Annotated in this window: 18 protein-coding genes and 1 riboswitch; of the genes, 8 read left to right on the forward strand and 10 right to left on the reverse strand. The window is 51.9% G+C overall.

What is annotated here, in order from left to right; translation table 11 throughout:
* Positions 1 to 8 precede the first annotated feature (8 nt).
* Complete coding sequence (locus MKZ07_RS22160; protein ID WP_036691704.1) at positions 9 to 1,247, reverse strand: ATP-binding protein; 1,239 nt, start codon at positions 1,245 to 1,247, stop codon at positions 9 to 11.
* 225 nt (positions 1,248 to 1,472) lie between these two features.
* Between MKZ07_RS22160 and MKZ07_RS22165 the strand changes: the two genes are divergently transcribed.
* Positions 1,473 to 2,270, forward strand: a complete 798-nt coding sequence (locus MKZ07_RS22165) for an AIM24 family protein (RefSeq protein ID WP_036691702.1) — start codon at positions 1,473 to 1,475, stop codon at positions 2,268 to 2,270.
* 187 nt (positions 2,271 to 2,457) lie between these two features.
* On the opposite strand, the gene MKZ07_RS22170 is transcribed toward MKZ07_RS22165, so the two are convergent.
* Both MKZ07_RS22170 and hprK read right to left on the reverse strand, forming a co-directional pair.
* Entirely contained in the window at positions 2,458 to 2,742 is a 285-nt protein-coding gene (locus tag MKZ07_RS22170) for an alpha/beta-type small acid-soluble spore protein (RefSeq protein WP_036691699.1), read from the reverse strand.
* Positions 2,743 to 2,814: 72 nt separating this feature from the next.
* On the reverse strand, positions 2,815 to 3,732 hold the full coding sequence (gene hprK, locus MKZ07_RS22175) for an HPr(Ser) kinase/phosphatase (RefSeq protein WP_036691698.1): 918 nt from the start codon (positions 3,730 to 3,732) through the stop codon (positions 2,815 to 2,817).
* Positions 3,733 to 3,880: 148 nt separating this feature from the next.
* On the opposite strand from hprK, the gene MKZ07_RS22180 reads away from it, so the two are divergent.
* From MKZ07_RS22180 to MKZ07_RS22190, 3 genes are all read left to right on the forward strand, one after another.
* Entirely contained in the window at positions 3,881 to 5,542 is a 1,662-nt protein-coding gene (locus tag MKZ07_RS22180; RefSeq protein WP_341027548.1) for a histidine kinase N-terminal 7TM domain-containing diguanylate cyclase, read from the forward strand.
* A gap of 88 nt (positions 5,543 to 5,630) precedes the next feature.
* A complete protein-coding gene (locus tag MKZ07_RS22185; protein WP_341027550.1) occupies positions 5,631 to 6,560 on the forward strand; it encodes a phosphotransferase enzyme family protein in 930 nt (309 codons plus the stop codon).
* 121 nt (positions 6,561 to 6,681) lie between these two features.
* On the forward strand, positions 6,682 to 7,710 hold the full coding sequence (locus MKZ07_RS22190) for an S-layer homology domain-containing protein (RefSeq protein WP_341027552.1): 1,029 nt from the start codon (positions 6,682 to 6,684) through the stop codon (positions 7,708 to 7,710).
* Between the two features lie 60 nt (positions 7,711 to 7,770).
* On the opposite strand, the gene MKZ07_RS22195 is transcribed toward MKZ07_RS22190, so the two are convergent.
* Complete coding sequence (locus MKZ07_RS22195; protein WP_235218351.1) at positions 7,771 to 8,280, reverse strand: GNAT family N-acetyltransferase; 510 nt, start codon at positions 8,278 to 8,280, stop codon at positions 7,771 to 7,773.
* Positions 8,281 to 8,432: 152 nt separating this feature from the next.
* Between MKZ07_RS22195 and MKZ07_RS22200 the strand changes: the two genes are divergently transcribed.
* Positions 8,433 to 8,801, forward strand: a complete 369-nt coding sequence (locus MKZ07_RS22200) for a DUF1304 domain-containing protein (protein WP_036691693.1) — start codon at positions 8,433 to 8,435, stop codon at positions 8,799 to 8,801.
* 37 nt (positions 8,802 to 8,838) lie between these two features.
* On the opposite strand, the gene MKZ07_RS22205 is transcribed toward MKZ07_RS22200, so the two are convergent.
* From MKZ07_RS22205 to MKZ07_RS22230, 6 genes are all read right to left on the reverse strand, one after another.
* Entirely contained in the window at positions 8,839 to 9,171 is a 333-nt protein-coding gene (locus tag MKZ07_RS22205; RefSeq protein ID WP_051493229.1) for a methyl-accepting chemotaxis protein, read from the reverse strand.
* A 1-nt stretch (position 9,172) separates the two neighbouring features.
* A complete protein-coding gene (locus tag MKZ07_RS22210) occupies positions 9,173 to 9,589 on the reverse strand; it encodes a hypothetical protein (protein ID WP_051493228.1) in 417 nt (138 codons plus the stop codon).
* A 228-nt stretch (positions 9,590 to 9,817) separates the two neighbouring features.
* The gene (locus MKZ07_RS22215; RefSeq protein ID WP_076156561.1) at positions 9,818 to 10,369 is read right to left on the reverse strand and encodes a DinB family protein; all 552 of its coding nucleotides are present in this window, start codon (positions 10,367 to 10,369) and stop codon (positions 9,818 to 9,820) included.
* A 76-nt stretch (positions 10,370 to 10,445) separates the two neighbouring features.
* Positions 10,446 to 11,393, reverse strand: a complete 948-nt coding sequence (locus tag MKZ07_RS22220; protein ID WP_076156412.1) for a helix-turn-helix transcriptional regulator — start codon at positions 11,391 to 11,393, stop codon at positions 10,446 to 10,448.
* Between the two features lie 34 nt (positions 11,394 to 11,427).
* Positions 11,428 to 12,804, reverse strand: coding sequence for an amino acid permease (locus tag MKZ07_RS22225; RefSeq protein ID WP_036691689.1), 1,377 nt, complete (start codon positions 12,802 to 12,804; stop codon positions 11,428 to 11,430).
* A 139-nt stretch (positions 12,805 to 12,943) separates the two neighbouring features.
* Positions 12,944 to 13,023: riboswitch (glycine riboswitch) on the reverse strand.
* 128 nt (positions 13,024 to 13,151) lie between these two features.
* Positions 13,152 to 14,108, reverse strand: a complete 957-nt coding sequence (locus tag MKZ07_RS22230; RefSeq protein WP_036691688.1) for a DUF5643 domain-containing protein — start codon at positions 14,106 to 14,108, stop codon at positions 13,152 to 13,154.
* A 195-nt stretch (positions 14,109 to 14,303) separates the two neighbouring features.
* On the opposite strand from MKZ07_RS22230, the gene MKZ07_RS22235 reads away from it, so the two are divergent.
* The 3 genes from MKZ07_RS22235 (at position 14,304) to MKZ07_RS22245 (ending at position 17,876) form a co-directional block, all read left to right on the forward strand.
* The gene (locus tag MKZ07_RS22235) at positions 14,304 to 15,281 is read left to right on the forward strand and encodes an ABC transporter permease (protein ID WP_235218350.1); all 978 of its coding nucleotides are present in this window, start codon (positions 14,304 to 14,306) and stop codon (positions 15,279 to 15,281) included.
* 15 nt (positions 15,282 to 15,296) lie between these two features.
* The gene (locus tag MKZ07_RS22240; RefSeq protein WP_036691686.1) at positions 15,297 to 16,211 is read left to right on the forward strand and encodes a carbohydrate ABC transporter permease; all 915 of its coding nucleotides are present in this window, start codon (positions 15,297 to 15,299) and stop codon (positions 16,209 to 16,211) included.
* Between the two features lie 69 nt (positions 16,212 to 16,280).
* The gene (locus tag MKZ07_RS22245) at positions 16,281 to 17,876 is read left to right on the forward strand and encodes an ABC transporter substrate-binding protein (RefSeq protein WP_036691684.1); all 1,596 of its coding nucleotides are present in this window, start codon (positions 16,281 to 16,283) and stop codon (positions 17,874 to 17,876) included.
* Positions 17,877 to 17,912 lie beyond the last annotated feature (36 nt).

Below are 17,912 nucleotides of genomic sequence, written 5' to 3' on the forward strand. Positions count from 1 at the left end.
GCCGTGCGTTAGGCCGGGATGATGATCCTGAAGACGGTTCCCTTGCCCTTCTCGCTGGTGACCTCAATACGGCCCTTGAGCTTGTTAATCGTGTTATACGCCATGACCATTCCGAGCCCCGTCCCGTCCGCCTTGGTGGAGTAATACGGCTTGCCCAGGCGCGAGATCTCATCCTTCGTCATTCCGATACCGGTGTCGCTGATGGTAATGATAATATTCTGCCCGCTCGCGAAGACAGCAATAGACAGGACAGCATCCTCCACCCCCTCCATCGCTTCAATCGCATTCTTGTACAGATTAATCAGGCATTGCTGCATCTCATTGCTGTCATAATGGGTGCTGAGCGAGTTGTTGAAGCTGAATTCAACCGCTACCTTGTGGATCGTGGCATACGGCAATATCACATTCTTGGTGTATTCACATTCAGCCATCAGGTTGGAGTAGACCCGGCTCGCCGACTGCGGCTTGGCAAAAGACAGATAATCGCTGATGATCTTCTCCGCCCGGTTCAGCTCCAGCAGTGACAGCTCGACATACCCCTTCTCCTCCGGGGTGAGGTTCTTGGAGAGATTAAGCAGCTGCAGGAAGCCGCTGGTCACGGTTAACGGATTGCGCATCTCATGGGAGACGCTGGCCGCCAGCTCACTGACCACATTCAGCCGCTCCGACTGCATAATCCGCTCACGGTTCCTGAGGTTGGCCAGGATCTGCTCCAGCAGGATCATTAGGATCGCCATAACCACTGCATGGGTGGCTAAGGCATAGAAGGCAAGCGTCCAGAACTGGGTATCCAGCTTATCCATGATCTGGCCCAGGATGATCAGATAACAGCCCATAGTCAGGACCACGATGGAGGTAGCCCATAAGATCCGTCCCTTAGGCTTAGAACGGAGAAATCTGGCGCTTATGGAAGGAACCAGAATGAGGACTGCTGTCGAAAAAAGTAAGGATTGGACGGTTCCCGCGCCGCCTATATAGAAACGGTACACATTCAGAATCACATATAAGGGCAGGGTATATTTGTACCCTCCATACAAGGCCGCAATCACAAACGGAACATACCGCAGGTCAAAGATGAACCCGGTATCCAGCCGGATCGGCTTGGCGATACACAGGATCATGGTGACGGCAATGAGCAGTACAAGAATCTTACGGTTGTAGGCGTGGGGCCTGTTCTCGAAGAAAATCAGAAATATCAGCACCGGAAACAGCATAAACAAAAAATTGAGCAGCAGCGTCTCAAACAAGGCTAACTTCCTTTCGGTTCAAATGCTGGTGTCATGAGATACGTTTGTATTCTGAGCACTATACTTAGAACATTACGCTAACCTGATATTAGAAGTAAAGGAATTATTGTATGCGTTTTTTTCTCCCGGAATTCAAGGATACCCGCGAGAAGTGTCGAATACGTATGCTTTGAAGGCATGATACACAGTATTGCATAACTACAGCTACCGAAGGAGCGGGTATCCATGGCTTTTACCATTAATAACCTGAAAGACAATTCCAACGTTGTTATTAAAGAGCAGCTAGGCGGCTTCAGCATCATCGAATACAAAGAGGATCTCAGCACTACCTCCCGCTATGAAGCGGAGACCAACTTCTTCATGAGCAAAAGCAACATGCGCAACAAGCAGTTGATGATTGAGCTGAATAACAATGAGGTGATGCTGAGCGCCGGGGCCATGCAGTATATGATCGGCAATATCGAGATGACCTCCGGCATCAAAGGCGTAGGAGGACTGATGCGCAATATGCTATCGGGGGCGGCAACCGGAACCAGCGCAGTCAAACCGCTCTACAAGGGAACCGGAACCATCCTGCTGGAGACCACCTACAAATACCTCTGGCTGATTGATGTGGACAACGACCATATCGTGATTGATGACGGCATGTTCCTGGCTTGCGAGACTACGCTCGACATCTCCGTTGCGGCACGCAAGAACATCTCCTCTGCCGTCCTCGGCGGTGAAGGGCTGTTCAACCTGAGCGCGCGCGGCAAAGGCATTCTCGCCCTCGAAGCTCCCATTCCTTCCGAGGAAGCCGTTGTGGTCGAGCTGCAAAATGATGTGCTGAAGGTGGACGGTAACTTCGCCCTCATGTGGTCGAGCTCTCTGGACTTCACGGTCGAGAAGTCAGGCAAGACCCGTCTGGGCTCCGCCGCCTCAGGCGAAGGCCTGGTCAACGTGTACCGGGGAACCGGCATGGTCTGGCTGGCCCCGCTCATGAATTACAGAAACAGTCTGCTTCAGGGCACGCCTACTGCTTAATTCCGAAGCGCTGGTTAGGTCAGCTCTGATTGTTGCCCTATAACATGGAACGAGATGTTATAGGGTATTTTTCTGCTTTTACGTCTAAGTGCAGAACTTTTCGTGAATATACGCACAAATAGACCCCTTTAACAAAGAAAGGGATCTTATTAGCATAAATATGAATATGGATTTGATCCAATCCATTCTAAGACTTCTGCTTACCCGCAAGCTGCTCCTGGGCCAGACGCACCATCTCGCGAACCATGGAGCCTCCGATTCTGCCGCCAATCTGTCCGGCCGACCCGGTGGTCAGATTGCCGTTATTTCCGGCCTGCAGTGGGATGCCCAGCTCTTTGGCTACCTCGTATTTCACGTCGTCCGGATGATTCGGATCTACGTGATATCCTTCCTGCCGCATAACCTCCGCTTTGAACGTCTGCATTCCCTGGGCGGACCCTGGTACAGCATATTTTCTGTTTCTTCTCGCCATTTACGGACACGCTCCCTTGCTGTCTTTCCTCTAAGTTGCCCAGGAGCGCGGGTCTTCATTCCCTGCCGTTCCTTAAGACTGCATCCCGTCCTCAATCCGCTGCATGAATTCTTCCACCGCGCTATATCCGAGCTGCTTGAGATACCAGTTGTTCGCAGCCGCTTCAATCAGACCGGCTACATCGCGGCCCGGCTGAAGCTGGACCTCGATATGCGGAATCTGCACCCCGAGATATTCGGTGAACTGGGGCACCAGCTCCAGTTCATTGTTGAGCGAATTCTCCTGCCAGGGGGCAAGCTCAATATCCAGTACGATCCGCGTCTCATCCTGGAACGCCCGCCGCCCGTACTGCCGCACGACGTTGATCAGGCCGATGCTGCGCAGCGCCAGGAATTCACGCGTGGTCTCATTATGGGTCCCCAGGAGCGTCGCCGGACCCAGCTTCTTCAGCACCACAATATCATCCGCCACGAAGCGGTGGCCCCTGCGGATCAGCGTGTGTGCCGTCTCGCTCTTGCCGATCCCCGACTTGCCACGCAGCAGAATACCGATCCCAGACACGTTAACGCATACCCCGTGGATCGACAGCTCCGGCGCCAGCGTCTTCACCAGGAAGCTGTCCAGCTTGGCAATGAATTCGGTAGTCACCTCCGGCGTCCGCAGCAGCGGAATGCCCTCCTGGTCGCAGAACAGCGTCAGATAAGGAATCTCCTGCTGGCCGCTGGTCACGATGAAGCACGGAGGATGGTATTTGACGATGTTGCCGATATGCAGCATCCGCTCCTCTACACTCAGCGTTAACAGGTAGTTAATCTCTTTACGTCCAAGGACCTGCACCCGCTCCATCGGAAAAAAATCAAAATAACCGACAAACTCCAGACCCGGTCTGTGCGTCCGTGGACGGGTGATGATCCGGTCCATCCTGCCCGCTCCGGCGAGTACCTCCAGATGGAATTTCTCTACAAGACTCTGCACGCTAATAGACTTCATGTGGTCCCCTCCCAATCCAATATTTCCCGATGGATTTATCTAAAAATCTTGTAATCTGCACACGCTAATTATATATTAAAAACAATATATAAGACCTTAGACCCACAAAAATCAATAAATACTATTAAAATCAAGAAGGTGTAATATATTGGCCTTAGCCTCTTGGATTGACCTGATTATGTGCTTCCTTCTGTTCCTGCTGCTCATCTATATCGTGGCTACGGTCACGATTACCAAGTTGCACAAGGTCTATTTAGGGTTCCATTTCGCCATGCTGATCTGGCCCTACTGCCAGTTTGCCATCAGGACCGTCGATGATCCTATCTATCAGCTCTTTTATGTGAAGCTTGCCTTCGTGGATGCTTCCCTGCTGGGCCTGGGCTGGTTCTTCTTCACGATTCTGCTCGCGGGACAATCCCAGTTCCTTAGCAGAAAAATAGTGTCCGCGCTGGTGATCCCTGCAGTATTGACCTCCCTTGGAGTGGTGCTCAATCCTTATGGATGGTTCGTTCGCCCGGTAAATGGAGGGTATGTTGAGCGGATCTACGGACCTATTTTCTGGATCAGCATGACCTTTCTTGTGATTAATGCCCTCGTGTCCATGTATGTCATATACGTGGCTCTGACCTCTAACCAGGCCGCGCGGATCAAGAATCAGGTTATGTACATGCTCAAAGGCATTACGGCGCTATGCATCTTCCTTATGATCGACGTGCTTCTCAATGTCATTCTGGATGACTATTTGCCGGTAATTCCGGGCTTCACTTCACTGGGTATAGTGGTGTCGGCTACGTTCTTTGTGATTACGATCCACCAGGACAAAGTATTCGATATCGTAACCATCGCCCATCAGGATATTATCAATACCATGGAATACGGAATTCTCGTGCTGGATGACCAGGAGCAGGTCGTAGAGATCAATCATGCCCTGCATCCCTATATCCCGCTTGTGACGGGTACGGCGTTCAATATAAGCAGCTATCTGCCGGATGACCCTGCGATGAAGATCGAGTCCTTCCTTGAGAAATACCATGAGTATCCGCTGGAGACGGCTGAGCTGGAAATTCTGCATCCTCTTATCCAAATGGTTGTCAGTATTCATGCAGCGCCGATCATAGTAAGCGGCAACCGGGTCGGCCGGATCGTCACCTTCCAGAATGTTACCGAGATCCGGCGGCTCATCGATGAGACGAACCAGCAGAATGCCGTCCTCAAGGAACGCAACGACTCGCTGGTGAAGGTGCAGGAGGAGCTGTTCCAGACGAACGGCAAGCTGAGGAAGCTGGCGATCACCGACAGTCTAACCGGCTGCTACAACCGGCATTATCTGATGCAGCAATTGGAGCAGGAGGCAGTGCGGGTCAGCGATACCCGGACACCTTCGACTATTATACTGATCGACATCGATTTTTTCAAAAAAATCAACGACCAGCACGGCCATCTCGCCGGAGATGTGGTCCTGTGCAGCACGGTGGAGCTGCTGCACCGCAGCCTGCGGCCCTCCGATATTCTGGCCCGCTACGGCGGAGAGGAATTCATCATCTATTTGCCGGATACGAATGGAGCCGAGGCGAGGCATCTGGCCGAACAGCTCAAATTAGAGGTTGAACACAACACCATCCGTATCGATTATATCGATGAGCCCGTGTCCATCACCATCAGCCTGGGGCTGCTCAGCATCGCCGAATTCAAGATCCCGCCTGCCATGGATGCGACCACCTACCTGAACGACCTGTTCAAGTCTGCCGATAAAGCCCTGTACGCCGCCAAGCATCAGGGCCGGAATCAGATTGTTGCGGTGGAGGTATAATTATAGTCAATCTTTCTCTATACACCTGTCTTTCTCCCATAGGATAATGGATAGCAGTTGGAGCCATTATTAAAGGGGACGCTGCCAGATGAACCATGATCATCTTATCCGTGAGATTAACCAATCCTACTCGTTACGTATGAAGCAGATCAAGCTTCACCGGGAGATGATTGGCTCGGTTTATTTGACAGAGGGCGGGGGTAAGCGTTATGTGCTCAAAATATACCGCAGCTTCAAAACAGCCGATGCCATGCAGTCTATACGAATTCTTGACTATTTGCAGGCTCATTCCTTTCCGGCTGTGACGGTCCTGAGGACTGCCAGACTTAAGAATCACATTCTTCTTGAAGCTCAGGAGGGCTGGCTTACCGCTGTGCTCTACGACTATGTAGAGGGTGACAATCCTGATGGATTTGCCGAAGCGGAGCTTATCGGTTACCAGACAGCCGAGCTTCATAAGCTAATGCAGAACTACCCTGTAGAACAATTGATTATGCGTACAAAAGATGAATATATTGATGATTATCTCTCTATTATGAGCGAACTGGACTGTGATTCAAACTCCATGTCCGATCTTGAACAATATGGAAATGAACTGTGGGGCCGTATGTCAAAGCTCCCAAGAGGCTTTTGTCACGGCGACCTTCATACAGGCAACATAATTAGGAACCGCCATGGGCAGTATGTCTTTATGGATTTTGATGATGCCTCCGGAGACTATCCAGGCATGGACGTGGCATACATGTCAGACGCTACTCATTTTAATCAATATCACGACTCCATGTATGATGCTACCCAGCGTTTATTTGAACGCTTCTATACCGGGTATTCTAAGGTGCGAACCCTGAGTGACATTGAGATCTACGCGATTTTTGACTTCATTGCGGTAAGGCATTATCAGATTATATCCCGAATTGTCCGCTGCCAGGGGCTACAGTCTGTAACGAAAGAATTCTGTGATGTGCAGTATGGATGGCTTATGAGATGGCAGGAGATTTGTATGAGAAAACGGCACTAGCCCGATGCGGCCAGTGCTTTTTTTATGATTTTGATTATTTTATTTTTGCTGGAACCTTTTTGACTATGCCGCCGTCTATGATCACAAATAAACCACAAACTACACTACGAGGTGACTGGACATGAAGAAGACATTCAAGATGATCACACTATCCGCAGCAGCCGCTCTGGCGCTCAGCTTCACAGGACAACAATTCGCCTCGGCCGCGGCCTTCAAGGATATCCATAACGTGCAGGATAAAGACAAGATTATCGCGCTTCAGAACAGCGGCCTGATTAAAGGCATCAGCGCGGATCTGTTCGGCCCGAACCTCAGCATCACAGCAGCCCAGGGGGTGCAGATGATCGTGGGTGCGCTTGATCTCAATCTGGATACGATCCGGTTCGTGAAGGAGCCGCATGCCACCGACTATTTCAAGAACGCGAGTGACTCCGCCTGGTATGCACAGGCGCTGATTATTGCCGGTGTGCACGGCTTGGACCTGCCTGCGGATCTGAAGCCTGGTGAGAAGCTGACCCGCGAAGAGTTTACCTACCAGCTCATTGATGCGATGGAGAACACGAACCGTCTGCCGATGATTAAGCCAGTAGTAATGGAGTATGCCGATCAGGATCAGGTGAAGGTTGAATACTCCGGTGCCCTGCAGCGTGCGCTGAATTACGGTGTACTGAAGCTGGATGGCAGCGGCAAGCTTAACCCGAAGCAGGAGATCACCCGTGCAGAAGCGGCAGTAGCCATCAGCAATGCACTCTCTTATCTGAAGGCACATCCGGCACCCGGTGCAGTGAGCGGGACGATTACCGCAACCGAAGCCGTCCAGTACATCAAGGATGCTGCCGGGGAAGCGAACCTGCAGATCAAGATTGACCCGAATATGAGCGTGACCCGCGAATCGTTCACCTATCTGCTCATTAACACACTCCAGACCAGCGGCCAACTGCCGATGATCAAGCTGATCCCGGTGGAGATCAAGGATAATGACAAGATCAATATCCTGAACTCGGGAGCTATTCAGACCGCGCTTGCCCTCAAGATCGTGAAGCTGGATCAAGACGGAAGCTTCCGTCCGCAGGACGGTGTCACCAGTGCTGACGCAGCGGCAATGGTCAGCCAGGTGAAGGCCATCCTGAGCGGAAAGTCTGCGAAGTAAGCAACCGCCCCTTCATCTCTGCCCCTTCTGCCGAAAAGGCGGAGGGGCTTTTGCTGTATTTTACAGCATCAGCACCATCAGATCCTCATCCAGATACTCGCTGCCAAGCTTCATCGCCTTCGGCTCTGTGCCATAGCGGACGAATCCCAGAGATTCGTAGAGTCTTGTGGCCGGAACGTTATTGGACGTTACCGTCAGTGTAAGCAACTCCAGTCCCGGCGCGGCCTTCGCCCGTGCAATCAGCTCCAGCATCAGCGCACGGCCCGTGCCATGTTTACGGGCATCCGGATCTACATATACTGCATAGACATGTGCTTTGTGTTGAATCTTGAGCCTGCTCTCCCGGAACAAGGTGGCCATTCCCGCCAGCCTCTGCTCCCCGTTCAAGAAAGCACCTAGAGTGAAATGCCCGTCCGAGGGGTCCAGCTTGATCCGGGTCGTCTCAGTGGACAATTTCACTTCCGATTCATAGGAGCTAAGGAAAGCTTCCGGGTGCTGCTGCAGCGACTGCAAACGAAGCGCCCGGTAGGCTTCGGCATCAGACGGGGTTAGCGTTCTTATATGTATCATTCTTCTTGCCCCCTCTACATTACAATTTTACGATTTGTAGTAAATTGACAAATATCAAAAAGTCCGGTATATTTAAGTTCGTAAAATTATATTTTGCACAATTTAAATAAAGAATTGATTTGATTCACATTACTTGAAAAGAGGGACTCGTTATGATGACTGTAAGTTTAATTCTTGTTGCCTTAGTAGCACTAGAGCATGTGTACATACTAGTACTGGAGATGTTCCTGTGGACCACCCCGAGGGCACAGAAGGCGTTCGGATTGACCCCTGCCTTCTCCCGGGAGACGAAGTCGCTAGCTGCCAACCAGGGCTTGTATAACGGCTTCCTGGCAGCCGGTCTAGTCTGGGGCCTGCTGCATCCGAGCGCAGACTTCGGTTACCAGCTGCAATTGTTCTTCCTGATCTGTGTGGCGGTTGCGGCCATCTACGGCGGACTCACCTCTAAGAGATCCATCCTGCTGATGCAAGGCCTCCCGGCCTTCCTGGCGCTGGCAGCCACACTGATCGCACATCTGTAAGATTCGCGGGACTATGCAGGGAGCTTCCACACTTGCCTCACAGCTTCTGCGCGAACTGGTTCAACTGCTCCGACATCGCCCGGATCTCCTCAATGAAGCTGGACATCTCTTGCGTTGAAGCTGCCTGCTCTTGCCCCACTGAGGCAATCTGACCGATGGATTGGCCGATTCCCTTCATCGCTGTCTGGATCTCCCGCAGGGTGTCCCGTATCCGCTGCGCGGATTGCTCGGTCTCCTGTGAGAACTTGCGGATTTCTCTGGCGACAATGTCGAAGCCCCGGCCCTTCTCTCCGGCATGGGCGGCCTCAATGGCCGCATTAATTCCAAGCAGATGCGTCTGGTCGGCAACCTTCCTCAGAACGGCCAGCACTTCATCGCTTTTGTGGACACTTGCAGCAGTGGTCTCTGACTGGACCAGCAGCTTCTGAGAGAAGCCGGTCAGCAATTTCCCGCAGCTCGGTCTGTCTGCGCACCTGAATGCAGACCGCCCCGCAGACACGTTCATCCTCTCCATGTACCGGAAGGACCGTACCCACAAATTCGTATCCATAATACTCTTTGGGAACATTGGCCCTTGAGTATTCATCATTTTTCAGTGCGTGATACAGAGGTTCGTCCGCGTGAATAATCTGCCCGGCGCGAATCCCCAGATCAATGGAATCCCCGGGGTAATAGGCGAGAAACTTCTCGGTATCACAGACGGCAATCGAGATATCGTATGGAAAAGCAGCTTTCAGAACGGGCGCGAGATTTATTATATCTTCAAGGGAGCGTACGATGTTTTTCATAGGTGCGGATCTCCTTTTATTCAGTTAGCTTCAGGGTACAGCGAAATCAAGAGTTAAGTTCGACATGTTGCGACAAACCTCCTTTATTCAAAAATGAATAATTAAAAATTGACCATTGTGGCTGGTTTTTCGATCACATTGGGCACGTGAACCCTCGACGTGATCAGTGTAGCAAAATAGCCGGAGCCCTCACTCTACTGCTGAAGGCTTCGGCTTATTGGCGTTCTTCTATTGCGCTACACTTGATCCTATGAAATCCTTCAACCGGTTCAGCTGCAGCAAGTGATGGCGGTAGTGCATCTCAATCAGCAGATACCATTCTGCCGCAGACAAGGGGCCGAACCGGGGATGAGGGGCGGTGCTGTGCTCAGGTGCCTGCGCAAGCTTCGGAAGGGTCTCGCGCATCCGCTCAATTACTGTGTTCAGGCCTTGGATCAGCTGCTCCTTGCTCTCCGGCTGCACCGGCGTATACTGCGGTGACGGCGGAACATGAACGCGTACAGGCGGGAAGCTGCCCCCGGCAAAAACCGCTTTACCATCCGGAGTCATCTCTGCTTCCTTCCCCGCCGCTTCCCCGTTTCCGGCCAGACACTGATCGATATTACGGAGCTGCATGTACAGCGCCGATTGTATTAAGTGCTGAACCATCTGCCCGAGAGACCACTCTCCTTCGGCAGGCTGCCGCAGCAGCTGCTCCATACTGAAGGTATCTAATTCCATAAGATAGTGATTCGCAGTCTTTTCAAATTGCTGTAAGGCTTCCGTAATCTTCGTATTCATATTCATAGTATTCAGGCAACTCCTTTATTCTTAAGGTCTGACCTGAATATACACAACCGCTCCTGACAACGTTATGTCAGTAGCGTTCCAGCATTCTCACCGTTTCCTCCCGCACAAGCTTCCGCAAGGCTTCCGGCTCCAGGACAACTGCCCCCGCTCCCCAGCCAAGCACCCATTGCAGCAGGTCCCCGGGCTGGCGTACGCGGAAGGTCATATGCCTGCCGTCTGCCCGGTCCTCCACGGCCTCCAGATAAAAGTTATTCGATTCAGCCGCCTTGTCAGCTATCTCGGGATGCACCAAAATACACACGCGTACATGGCGGTCATCCTCCGGCTGATACTCGTGCAGATCGAAATCCGCAGGCACTTCGAACCGGTCATCCAGAACGGTAAGCCCGCTCATTCTGGATAACCGGAAATGACGGATTTCCTGCCGCAGCCAGCACCAGGCGACCAGGGTCCAGGCGCCTCTGTTCAGGACAAGTCCATACGGCGAGGCGGTTCGGATACTCCGGTGACTTCCGTCAGCTTCCTGTCTGCCCTTCGTATACCCGAAGCTGATCTTCCGCTGATCCAGAATCGCGCGGCGGATCTGCTCCATGTACTCCTTCTCCTGTCCTTGCAGCTTATCTTTACTGGTACTCAGCAGCAGGATGCTCTGGCGGAGCCGGGCAGCATTCTCCTTGACATCACCCGGCAGAATCGCTTCAATCTTCCTGCCTGCTGCGGATGCCCGGTTACCATACTCCGTATCGAACCGCTGCTCCACGAAATCTGTCCCGATCAGCAGAGTCACAGCCTCCTCCGCTGTGAAGCTGACCGGGGGCAGGAAATACCCCTTTACCAGTGAATATCCCTGACCTGTAGCTCCTACCACCGGCACTCCGGCTTCACTAAGCGCCTGGATATCGCGGTAGATGGTTCTTACACTAGTCTCGAAGACAGACGCCAGATCCTCTGCCCGTACGACCCCTTTGCGCTGCAGCTCCAGTACGATGGCTAACATGCGGTCTGTCTTGTTCATGCGGCGGCTGCACCCTCTTCATCCTGAAATCAGTTTATGTATTGATTATACTGATTTCCTGTTCGTTTTTCTCCTTACGGCTTCTGATGGAGTACAGAACGAACAGCAGAATGAACCAGAGCGGAGTAAACAGCAGCGCCGGACGGGTCTCGTCGGCAAAGAGCATGATCACTAGAATGGCGGCGAACAGCGTCAGGACAGCATAGTTAATCACCGGGGTGAACGGCGCTTTGAATTTGGAAGCGGCATGTAAATCCGGGCGGTTCCTTTTATACTTGATATGGCAGACCAGCACAACGCCCCAGACCCAGATGAAGCAAATGGCGCTGATTGTAGTCACGATGCCGAAGGCCTGACCCGGAATAAGCTTGCTGAGCAGCGCTCCGGCAGAGATTACTATAGTAGAAATAAACAGGGAATTCGCAGGCACATGATTCCGGTTCAGCTTGCCGAGCTGAGGGGAGGCCTGATTCCTTCTGCTCAGATTGTAGAGAATCCGGCTGGTCGAGAACATCCCGCTGTTGCAGGCGGAGGCCGCCGAGGTTAAGACCACGAAATTGATAATTCCCGCAGCAATCGGAATCCCGACCAGACTGAAGGTGCGCACGAACGGACTTTCAGACGCGCTAAGCTGGGTCCAGGGATTAATGCACAGCAGCACGAAGAGCGCGCCTACATAGAAGAACAGAATCCGCAGCGGAATTTTGTTGATCGCGGACGGGATGTTTTTCTCAGGATTCGCCGTCTCCGCTGCCGATACCCCCACCAGCTCCACGCCGACATAAGCGAATACCACCATCTGGAAGGAGAACAGGAAGCCCTTCACCCCGTTCGGGAATACGCCCCCGTGCTCCCAGAGATTGCGGACCGACACTGAGCCTGCATCCGTCTTGAACTGGGTCACCAGCAGGACAATCCCCAGGCCGATCAGAGCCAGAATCGTAACTACCTTGATCAGAGCAAACCAGAATTCGAGTTCCCCGAAGCTTTTGACCGTTAGCAGATTGAGTCCGAGCAGAATGATCAGGCAGATCACGGCCGGTACCCACTGCGGAATATCGAACCAGTACTGCACATAGACGCCCACTGCAATCACATCGGCCATCGCCGTCATAATCCAGCAGAACCAGTAGGTCCAGCCTGTAATGAATGCCGCGCGCGGCCCCAAGTAATCCTCAGCAATGTCTGTAAAAGATTGATACCCCGCCTTCGAGAGCAGCAGTTCCCCCAGCGCACGCATCACAAAAAACACGGCGATTCCCACGATCAGATACGTAAGCATGATGGAGGGCCCGGCCTGCTGAATTGCCTTGCCCGATCCCAGGAATAAACCTGTGCCAATCGTACCTCCGATGGCGATAAGCTGGACGTGCCGGTTTGCAAGCTCTCTTTTTAATTCTGTCTGTGCCATACCTGTTTCCCCCTTAATGTATACAATGCTGAAAATACGCAAAAAGGAGACTGGATATCATCCAATCTCCCGGTTCATAAGAGGTTCCAAATAAGCTATCTGCCCACGCTGAAGGGAATCAGCCAGGGAAATAGAAATCCGGTACTCTTCTGTCCTTTTGCCTGAGATTGTGAACCCTTCGGCGCTGCGGTCTCCCGCAGTCTCTCCAGAAGCTGCTCCAGCTATAGTGTGATCCATAGCCTTCATAGCTTGCGAATATTTAATTATTTGAAGCGGACTTCATCTAAATATTTGTCAATTCTATTCATAGCCCAGACTTCTGTCAATAACATTAGTTACATCGCTTGTTATTTAACCGTAATTTTGGTTTCCAGATCTTTATAATAGGTTTTAGCCCATTGGCCCTGTTTGTCCTTGAACATTTTCCCGCTGGCATCCTTGGCATACGTAAACGGCTTAACACTAATGGTCTTCGGGACGGCCGGAAAAGCACCGTAGTTCTGCTCCTCAGTACCGCTTGTCTTAACCTTCTCAAACGGCTTGCCCCACGGCGAGCTCACATTCCCTTTCTCATCCACAAGGTCATATAACATTCTCTCCGGGCTCACCTTGGACTTGGCCGCCGCCGGAACTGCGCCCTTGAAGCTCACCTGCAGAGACATTGTTAACGGGGTCATCTGGAAGGATGTCACTGTGTAGCTGAATGTGCTGTTCTTCTTGGAGACGCCCGGCTTCAAGCTTAAGAGGGTCCCCAGCTTGTTCACTTGAACTTTAAAAACAAACGGCTCCTTCACCCCGTTGGCGTAAGTCTTCAGCGTAAGGTCGAATTTATCCGGGATTTGCTGCTTCATCGCGCCCTTATTCAGATAGATCAAGGCTGTGTCCGTATCCTCCGGATTTGTACTGATGGAAGTATCGTACAACAGCTTTTTCCCATTGATTAACACGTCCACATTCCTGGTCTGGTCTAGGAAAGAACCGTTCTTGTCCACCGTCCCTCCGTCCTGCCGGATGCCTGCGATAAATTGATTACTGTCATAGGTCAGATCGGTTAGTGTCAGGGTTACCCCCTCCTGGGTCACGGCCTGATTCGGGGCGGCAGCAAGCTTTTTCTGAACAATCGCCTTCAGAGTGGCGTTATCGCTGGCCGCGAACACGCTGCCCGCCTTATTATCCTTGTTAACATCGGCTGCCGCCGCTACGGGTAAAGAGTATCCCCCGCCGACAACTGTCCCTCCGAGTACAGCGGTTACTGCTGTTGCTATAATTGCTTTCTTCATCGTATTTAAGCTGATCGTGTACATAGCTTTTCTCCTTTGCTTTTGAAGAATATACAAGAATAACGCTTCCCGGCTGCTAGTTTGTGACATAAGTACAGAAATAACGTCTCTGCATAAAAGTCATTTTTGAATAAACAGAGTCATTTACAAGAAAGAATTCCGTTCATCCGCTCTACTATAATAAATTCATCCAGAACAAGTAGAGTGAGGTTAGAACTTATGGCAAATCCTGCACCACAAGCTATGAACACCAAGCTAGCGCCACCGCCCCAGGGCCGTTTCGGCCGTCTGCTGCACAATATCGTGCGATACCGGGTGCTGCTGTTGATGCTGCTGCCCACGTCGATTATCTTTTTCATCAACTGCTATATTCCGATGTTCGGATTATTCATTGCCTTCAAGAACATCAACTACATTGATGGCATTATGGGCAGTCCCTGGGCCGGGCTGGATAACTTCCGGTTCCTCTTCGCCACCTCTGACGCCCTGCGGGTGACCATCAACACCGTGGGTTACAATGTGGTCTTCATTATCTCAGGCCTTATTCTCTCCGTCTCGCTGGCGATTGCGATCAATGAGGTGCGTAACAAGCTGGCCTCGAAGTTCTTCCAGACCGTGATGATTATGCCGAACTTCCTGTCCATGGTCGTGGTCAGCTTCATCGTCTATGCCTTCCTGCACCCGGAGTACGGCTTCCTGGTCAAGCATATTCTGCCGATGTTCGGCTACTCCTCGGTGAACGCTTATATGCATCCTAACGCATGGCCTTACATTCTGTGGATCACCAAAATGTGGCACTCCATCGGGATCGGCAGTGTCATCTACCTTGCAGCCATCACCGGCATCAGCGAAGAGTTGTACGAAGCTGCGGTGATGGACGGGGCCAGCAAATGGCAGCAGATTACCAAGATTACCCTGCCGCTGCTTACGCCGATCATGGTGATTCTCACGATTCTTAACATGGGCGGTATCTTCCGCTCTGACTTCGGGCTGTTCTACCATGTGACCCTGGACTCCGGTGCGCTGCGCTCGACTACGGACGTCATCGACACCTATGTCTACCGGGGCCTGATCCAGCTCAATGACCTGGGGATGTCCTCTGCGGCGAACTTCTATCAATCTGTCGTCGGCTTCTTCCTGGTCATCGGCGCGAACGCTCTGGCCCGTAAGCTGAACCGCGATACGGCGCTTTTCTAGAAACGGAGGATTCTAATGACTACTGCATCCCGAAGCAACCCTTATACCAAAGGCTCTACTACCGCCCAGATTATTCTGAATGTATTCTTCATCGCCTTCAGCCTGGCGTGTATCCTGCCGATCCTGCTCATTGTCGCTATCTCCTTAACCAACGAGAAGGCCTTGACGCTGCAGGGTTACAAGTTCTGGCCCGATCATATCGACGCGTCCGCGTACCAATATTTGTTCAAGCATTCGGAGACACTGGTTAAGGCTTATGGTGTCAGCCTGACCGTTACCCTTATCGGAACTGTTCTGGCCGTGCTGCTGATTGCGCTGTATGCGTATCCGCTCTACCGGAAGGATTTTCCTTTTAAAAAGACATTCAACTTCTACCTGCTGATCACCATGCTGTTCTCGGGAGGGCTTGTCCCCTTCTATCTGCTATATGTGAACTATCTCGATCTGAAGGACTCGCTGGTTGCGCTGATTCTGCCCGGCCTGTCCAATGCCTTCTATATCTTCATCACCCGCACCTTCTTCCAGCAGACGATTCCGGAGGAGATGATTGAATCCGGCAAGCTCGACGGGGCCTCGGAGTGGCGGATCTTCTTCCAGCTGGTGCTGCCGATCTCCCTGCCTGTGCTGGCGACCATCGGACTGTTCACTACGCTGATGTACTGGAATGACTGGTTCAACTCCATGCTATTCATTAATGACACCAATAAGTTCTCGCTGCAGTACGTCATGATTCAGATGATCCGCCAAGCCGAATTCTTCAAAACCCAGCTTGCCGGCACCGGTGTCGCCCTGATGGTACAGGAATCCGTTCCGACCGAAAGTCTGCGGATGGCCATGGTTGTGCTGTCGATTGGTCCGATTCTGTTCATCTATCCGTTCTTCCAGAAGTACTTCACCAAAGGCCTCACGATTGGTGCGATCAAAGGTTAATTGGTCTAGCTCTGGCGTAAATGCCGGTTAGAATATATGATCTAATTATCATTGAGGAGGTTCATACAAATGAGAACAACCAGAAGCTCGGGCGCGGTGCTTGCTGCCCTAACCGCCGTGATACTGGGCATTACCGGATGCGGCGGGGGCAATTCAGGTGCATCCGCACCTTCCAAGGCAGAATCGACAGCAGCAGCTACAACAGCAGGCACGGAAGGCAGCACTAATCCTGACACCTCAACGTTCCGGAAGCTGAAAGTTTACACGGTCGGGAATTTCCCGCAAAATGATACCAAGGCGGTTGTGGACGAGATCAACAAGTATCTCAAAGAAAAAATCAACGCCGAGATTGACTTCCAGGGACTCCCTTGGTCCTCCTGGGCCGAGAAGATGGCACTAGCCTATCAATCCGGTGAACAGGTCGATTTGACCTTTGCTCCGAACTGGGCGGATTTCGCCAATAACGTAGCCAAAGGCGCATTTCTCCCGCTGGATGATCTGTTAGCCAAATATGGACAAGGCATCAAGGACACCCTTGATCCCCGCTTCCTTGACGGCGGAACGGTTGACGGCAAAATCTATGCGATTCCTACCAATAAGGAAATCGGCGAGAGCCATACCATTATGTTCCGCAAGGATCTGGTAGATAAATACGGCTTCGATGTGAACTCAATTGAGACGCTGGAGGACCTGGAGCCATGGCTGCAGACGATCAAGGAGAAGGAACCGGCCATCGCGCCTATCTGGCTATCCGGCAGCGGATCGGATACCCTGGGCTACTTCGACAAGACCAAAGAGAGCATGAAGGAGAACTTCCGTTATGAGCTGGTGGCAGGCGCTCCTGCCGGAATCGTCCTGGATACCAAGACCGATAAGATGGTGATCAGCTCGATGGAGTCCGACACCGCGATCTACCGGATGAAGCTCTATGGCGACTGGTTCAGCAAGGGCTACATTAATAAGGATGCGGCAACGACTAAGACCAGTACTGAAGACGCTTTCAAGGCCGGCAAGACTTGGATGAAATTCGGTTCTGACAAGCCGGACTCCGACAAGGAAGATTCCATCGCCACCGGCATTGAGCTGGTGAAGCTGAAGGGGAATGAACCCGAGATCAGCACAGCCAGCGTCAGCAACTCCATGATGGCCATCGGACGCACCTCGATTGATCCCGAGCGGACGATGATGCTGCTGAACCTGCTGCATACCGACCCCGTTCTGGTCAATCTGATTGACTTCGGCGTAGAGGGCCGGCAGTATGTCAAGGTAGAAGGCAAGGACAACTTCATCAAGCTGCCTGACGGCATTGCTACCCGTGCCGATACCGGCTGGGCACCGGGAATTGAATGGATGTTCGGCAACCAGACCATAACCTATCTGTGGGAAGGCGAAAGTGCCGATAAATGGGAGAAGTTCAAGGCTTATAACGAGAGTGCCCATAAGGTGAAGTCCTTCGGCTTCAACTTCAATACCGACGCTGTCAAAACACAGGTCTCTGTGGTCAGCAATATTATCAAGGAATTCCGCCCGCTGCTGGAAACGGGCAGCCTGGGAGTAGACAAGGTGCTGACGGAATACAATAATAAGCTGAAGGCAAACGGTATTGAGGATATCCGAGCCGAGGTTCAGAAGCAATATGATGCCTGGAAGGCCAAACAATCCTAAACAAACAAGTGGAAACGACTATGCCGTCCTTTTAAG

Source organism: Paenibacillus sp. FSL P4-0338, assembly GCF_038002365.1.
Lineage (GTDB): Bacteria > Bacillota > Bacilli > Paenibacillales > Paenibacillaceae > Paenibacillus_AQ.

Coding starts and splice junctions, on each gene's coding strand:
- MKZ07_RS22165 (WP_036691702.1), top strand. CDS start 1,473: ATGGCTTTTACCATTAATAACCTGAAAGACAATTCCAACGTTGTTATT.
- MKZ07_RS22170 (WP_036691699.1), bottom strand. CDS start 2,742: ATGGCGAGAAGAAACAGAAAATATGCTGTACCAGGGTCCGCCCAGGGA.
- hprK (WP_036691698.1), bottom strand. CDS start 3,732: ATGAAGTCTATTAGCGTGCAGAGTCTTGTAGAGAAATTCCATCTGGAG.
- MKZ07_RS22185 (WP_341027550.1), top strand. CDS start 5,631: ATGAACCATGATCATCTTATCCGTGAGATTAACCAATCCTACTCGTTA.
- MKZ07_RS22190 (WP_341027552.1), top strand. CDS start 6,682: ATGAAGAAGACATTCAAGATGATCACACTATCCGCAGCAGCCGCTCTG.
- MKZ07_RS22195 (WP_235218351.1), bottom strand. CDS start 8,280: ATGATACATATAAGAACGCTAACCCCGTCTGATGCCGAAGCCTACCGG.
- MKZ07_RS22200 (WP_036691693.1), top strand. CDS start 8,433: ATGATGACTGTAAGTTTAATTCTTGTTGCCTTAGTAGCACTAGAGCAT.
- MKZ07_RS22210 (WP_051493228.1), bottom strand. CDS start 9,589: ATGAAAAACATCGTACGCTCCCTTGAAGATATAATAAATCTCGCGCCC.
- MKZ07_RS22215 (WP_076156561.1), bottom strand. CDS start 10,369: ATGAATACGAAGATTACGGAAGCCTTACAGCAATTTGAAAAGACTGCG.
- MKZ07_RS22220 (WP_076156412.1), bottom strand. CDS start 11,393: ATGAACAAGACAGACCGCATGTTAGCCATCGTACTGGAGCTGCAGCGC.
- MKZ07_RS22225 (WP_036691689.1), bottom strand. CDS start 12,804: ATGGCACAGACAGAATTAAAAAGAGAGCTTGCAAACCGGCACGTCCAG.
- MKZ07_RS22230 (WP_036691688.1), bottom strand. CDS start 14,108: ATGTACACGATCAGCTTAAATACGATGAAGAAAGCAATTATAGCAACA.
- MKZ07_RS22235 (WP_235218350.1), top strand. CDS start 14,304: ATGGCAAATCCTGCACCACAAGCTATGAACACCAAGCTAGCGCCACCG.
- MKZ07_RS22240 (WP_036691686.1), top strand. CDS start 15,297: ATGACTACTGCATCCCGAAGCAACCCTTATACCAAAGGCTCTACTACC.
- MKZ07_RS22245 (WP_036691684.1), top strand. CDS start 16,281: ATGAGAACAACCAGAAGCTCGGGCGCGGTGCTTGCTGCCCTAACCGCC.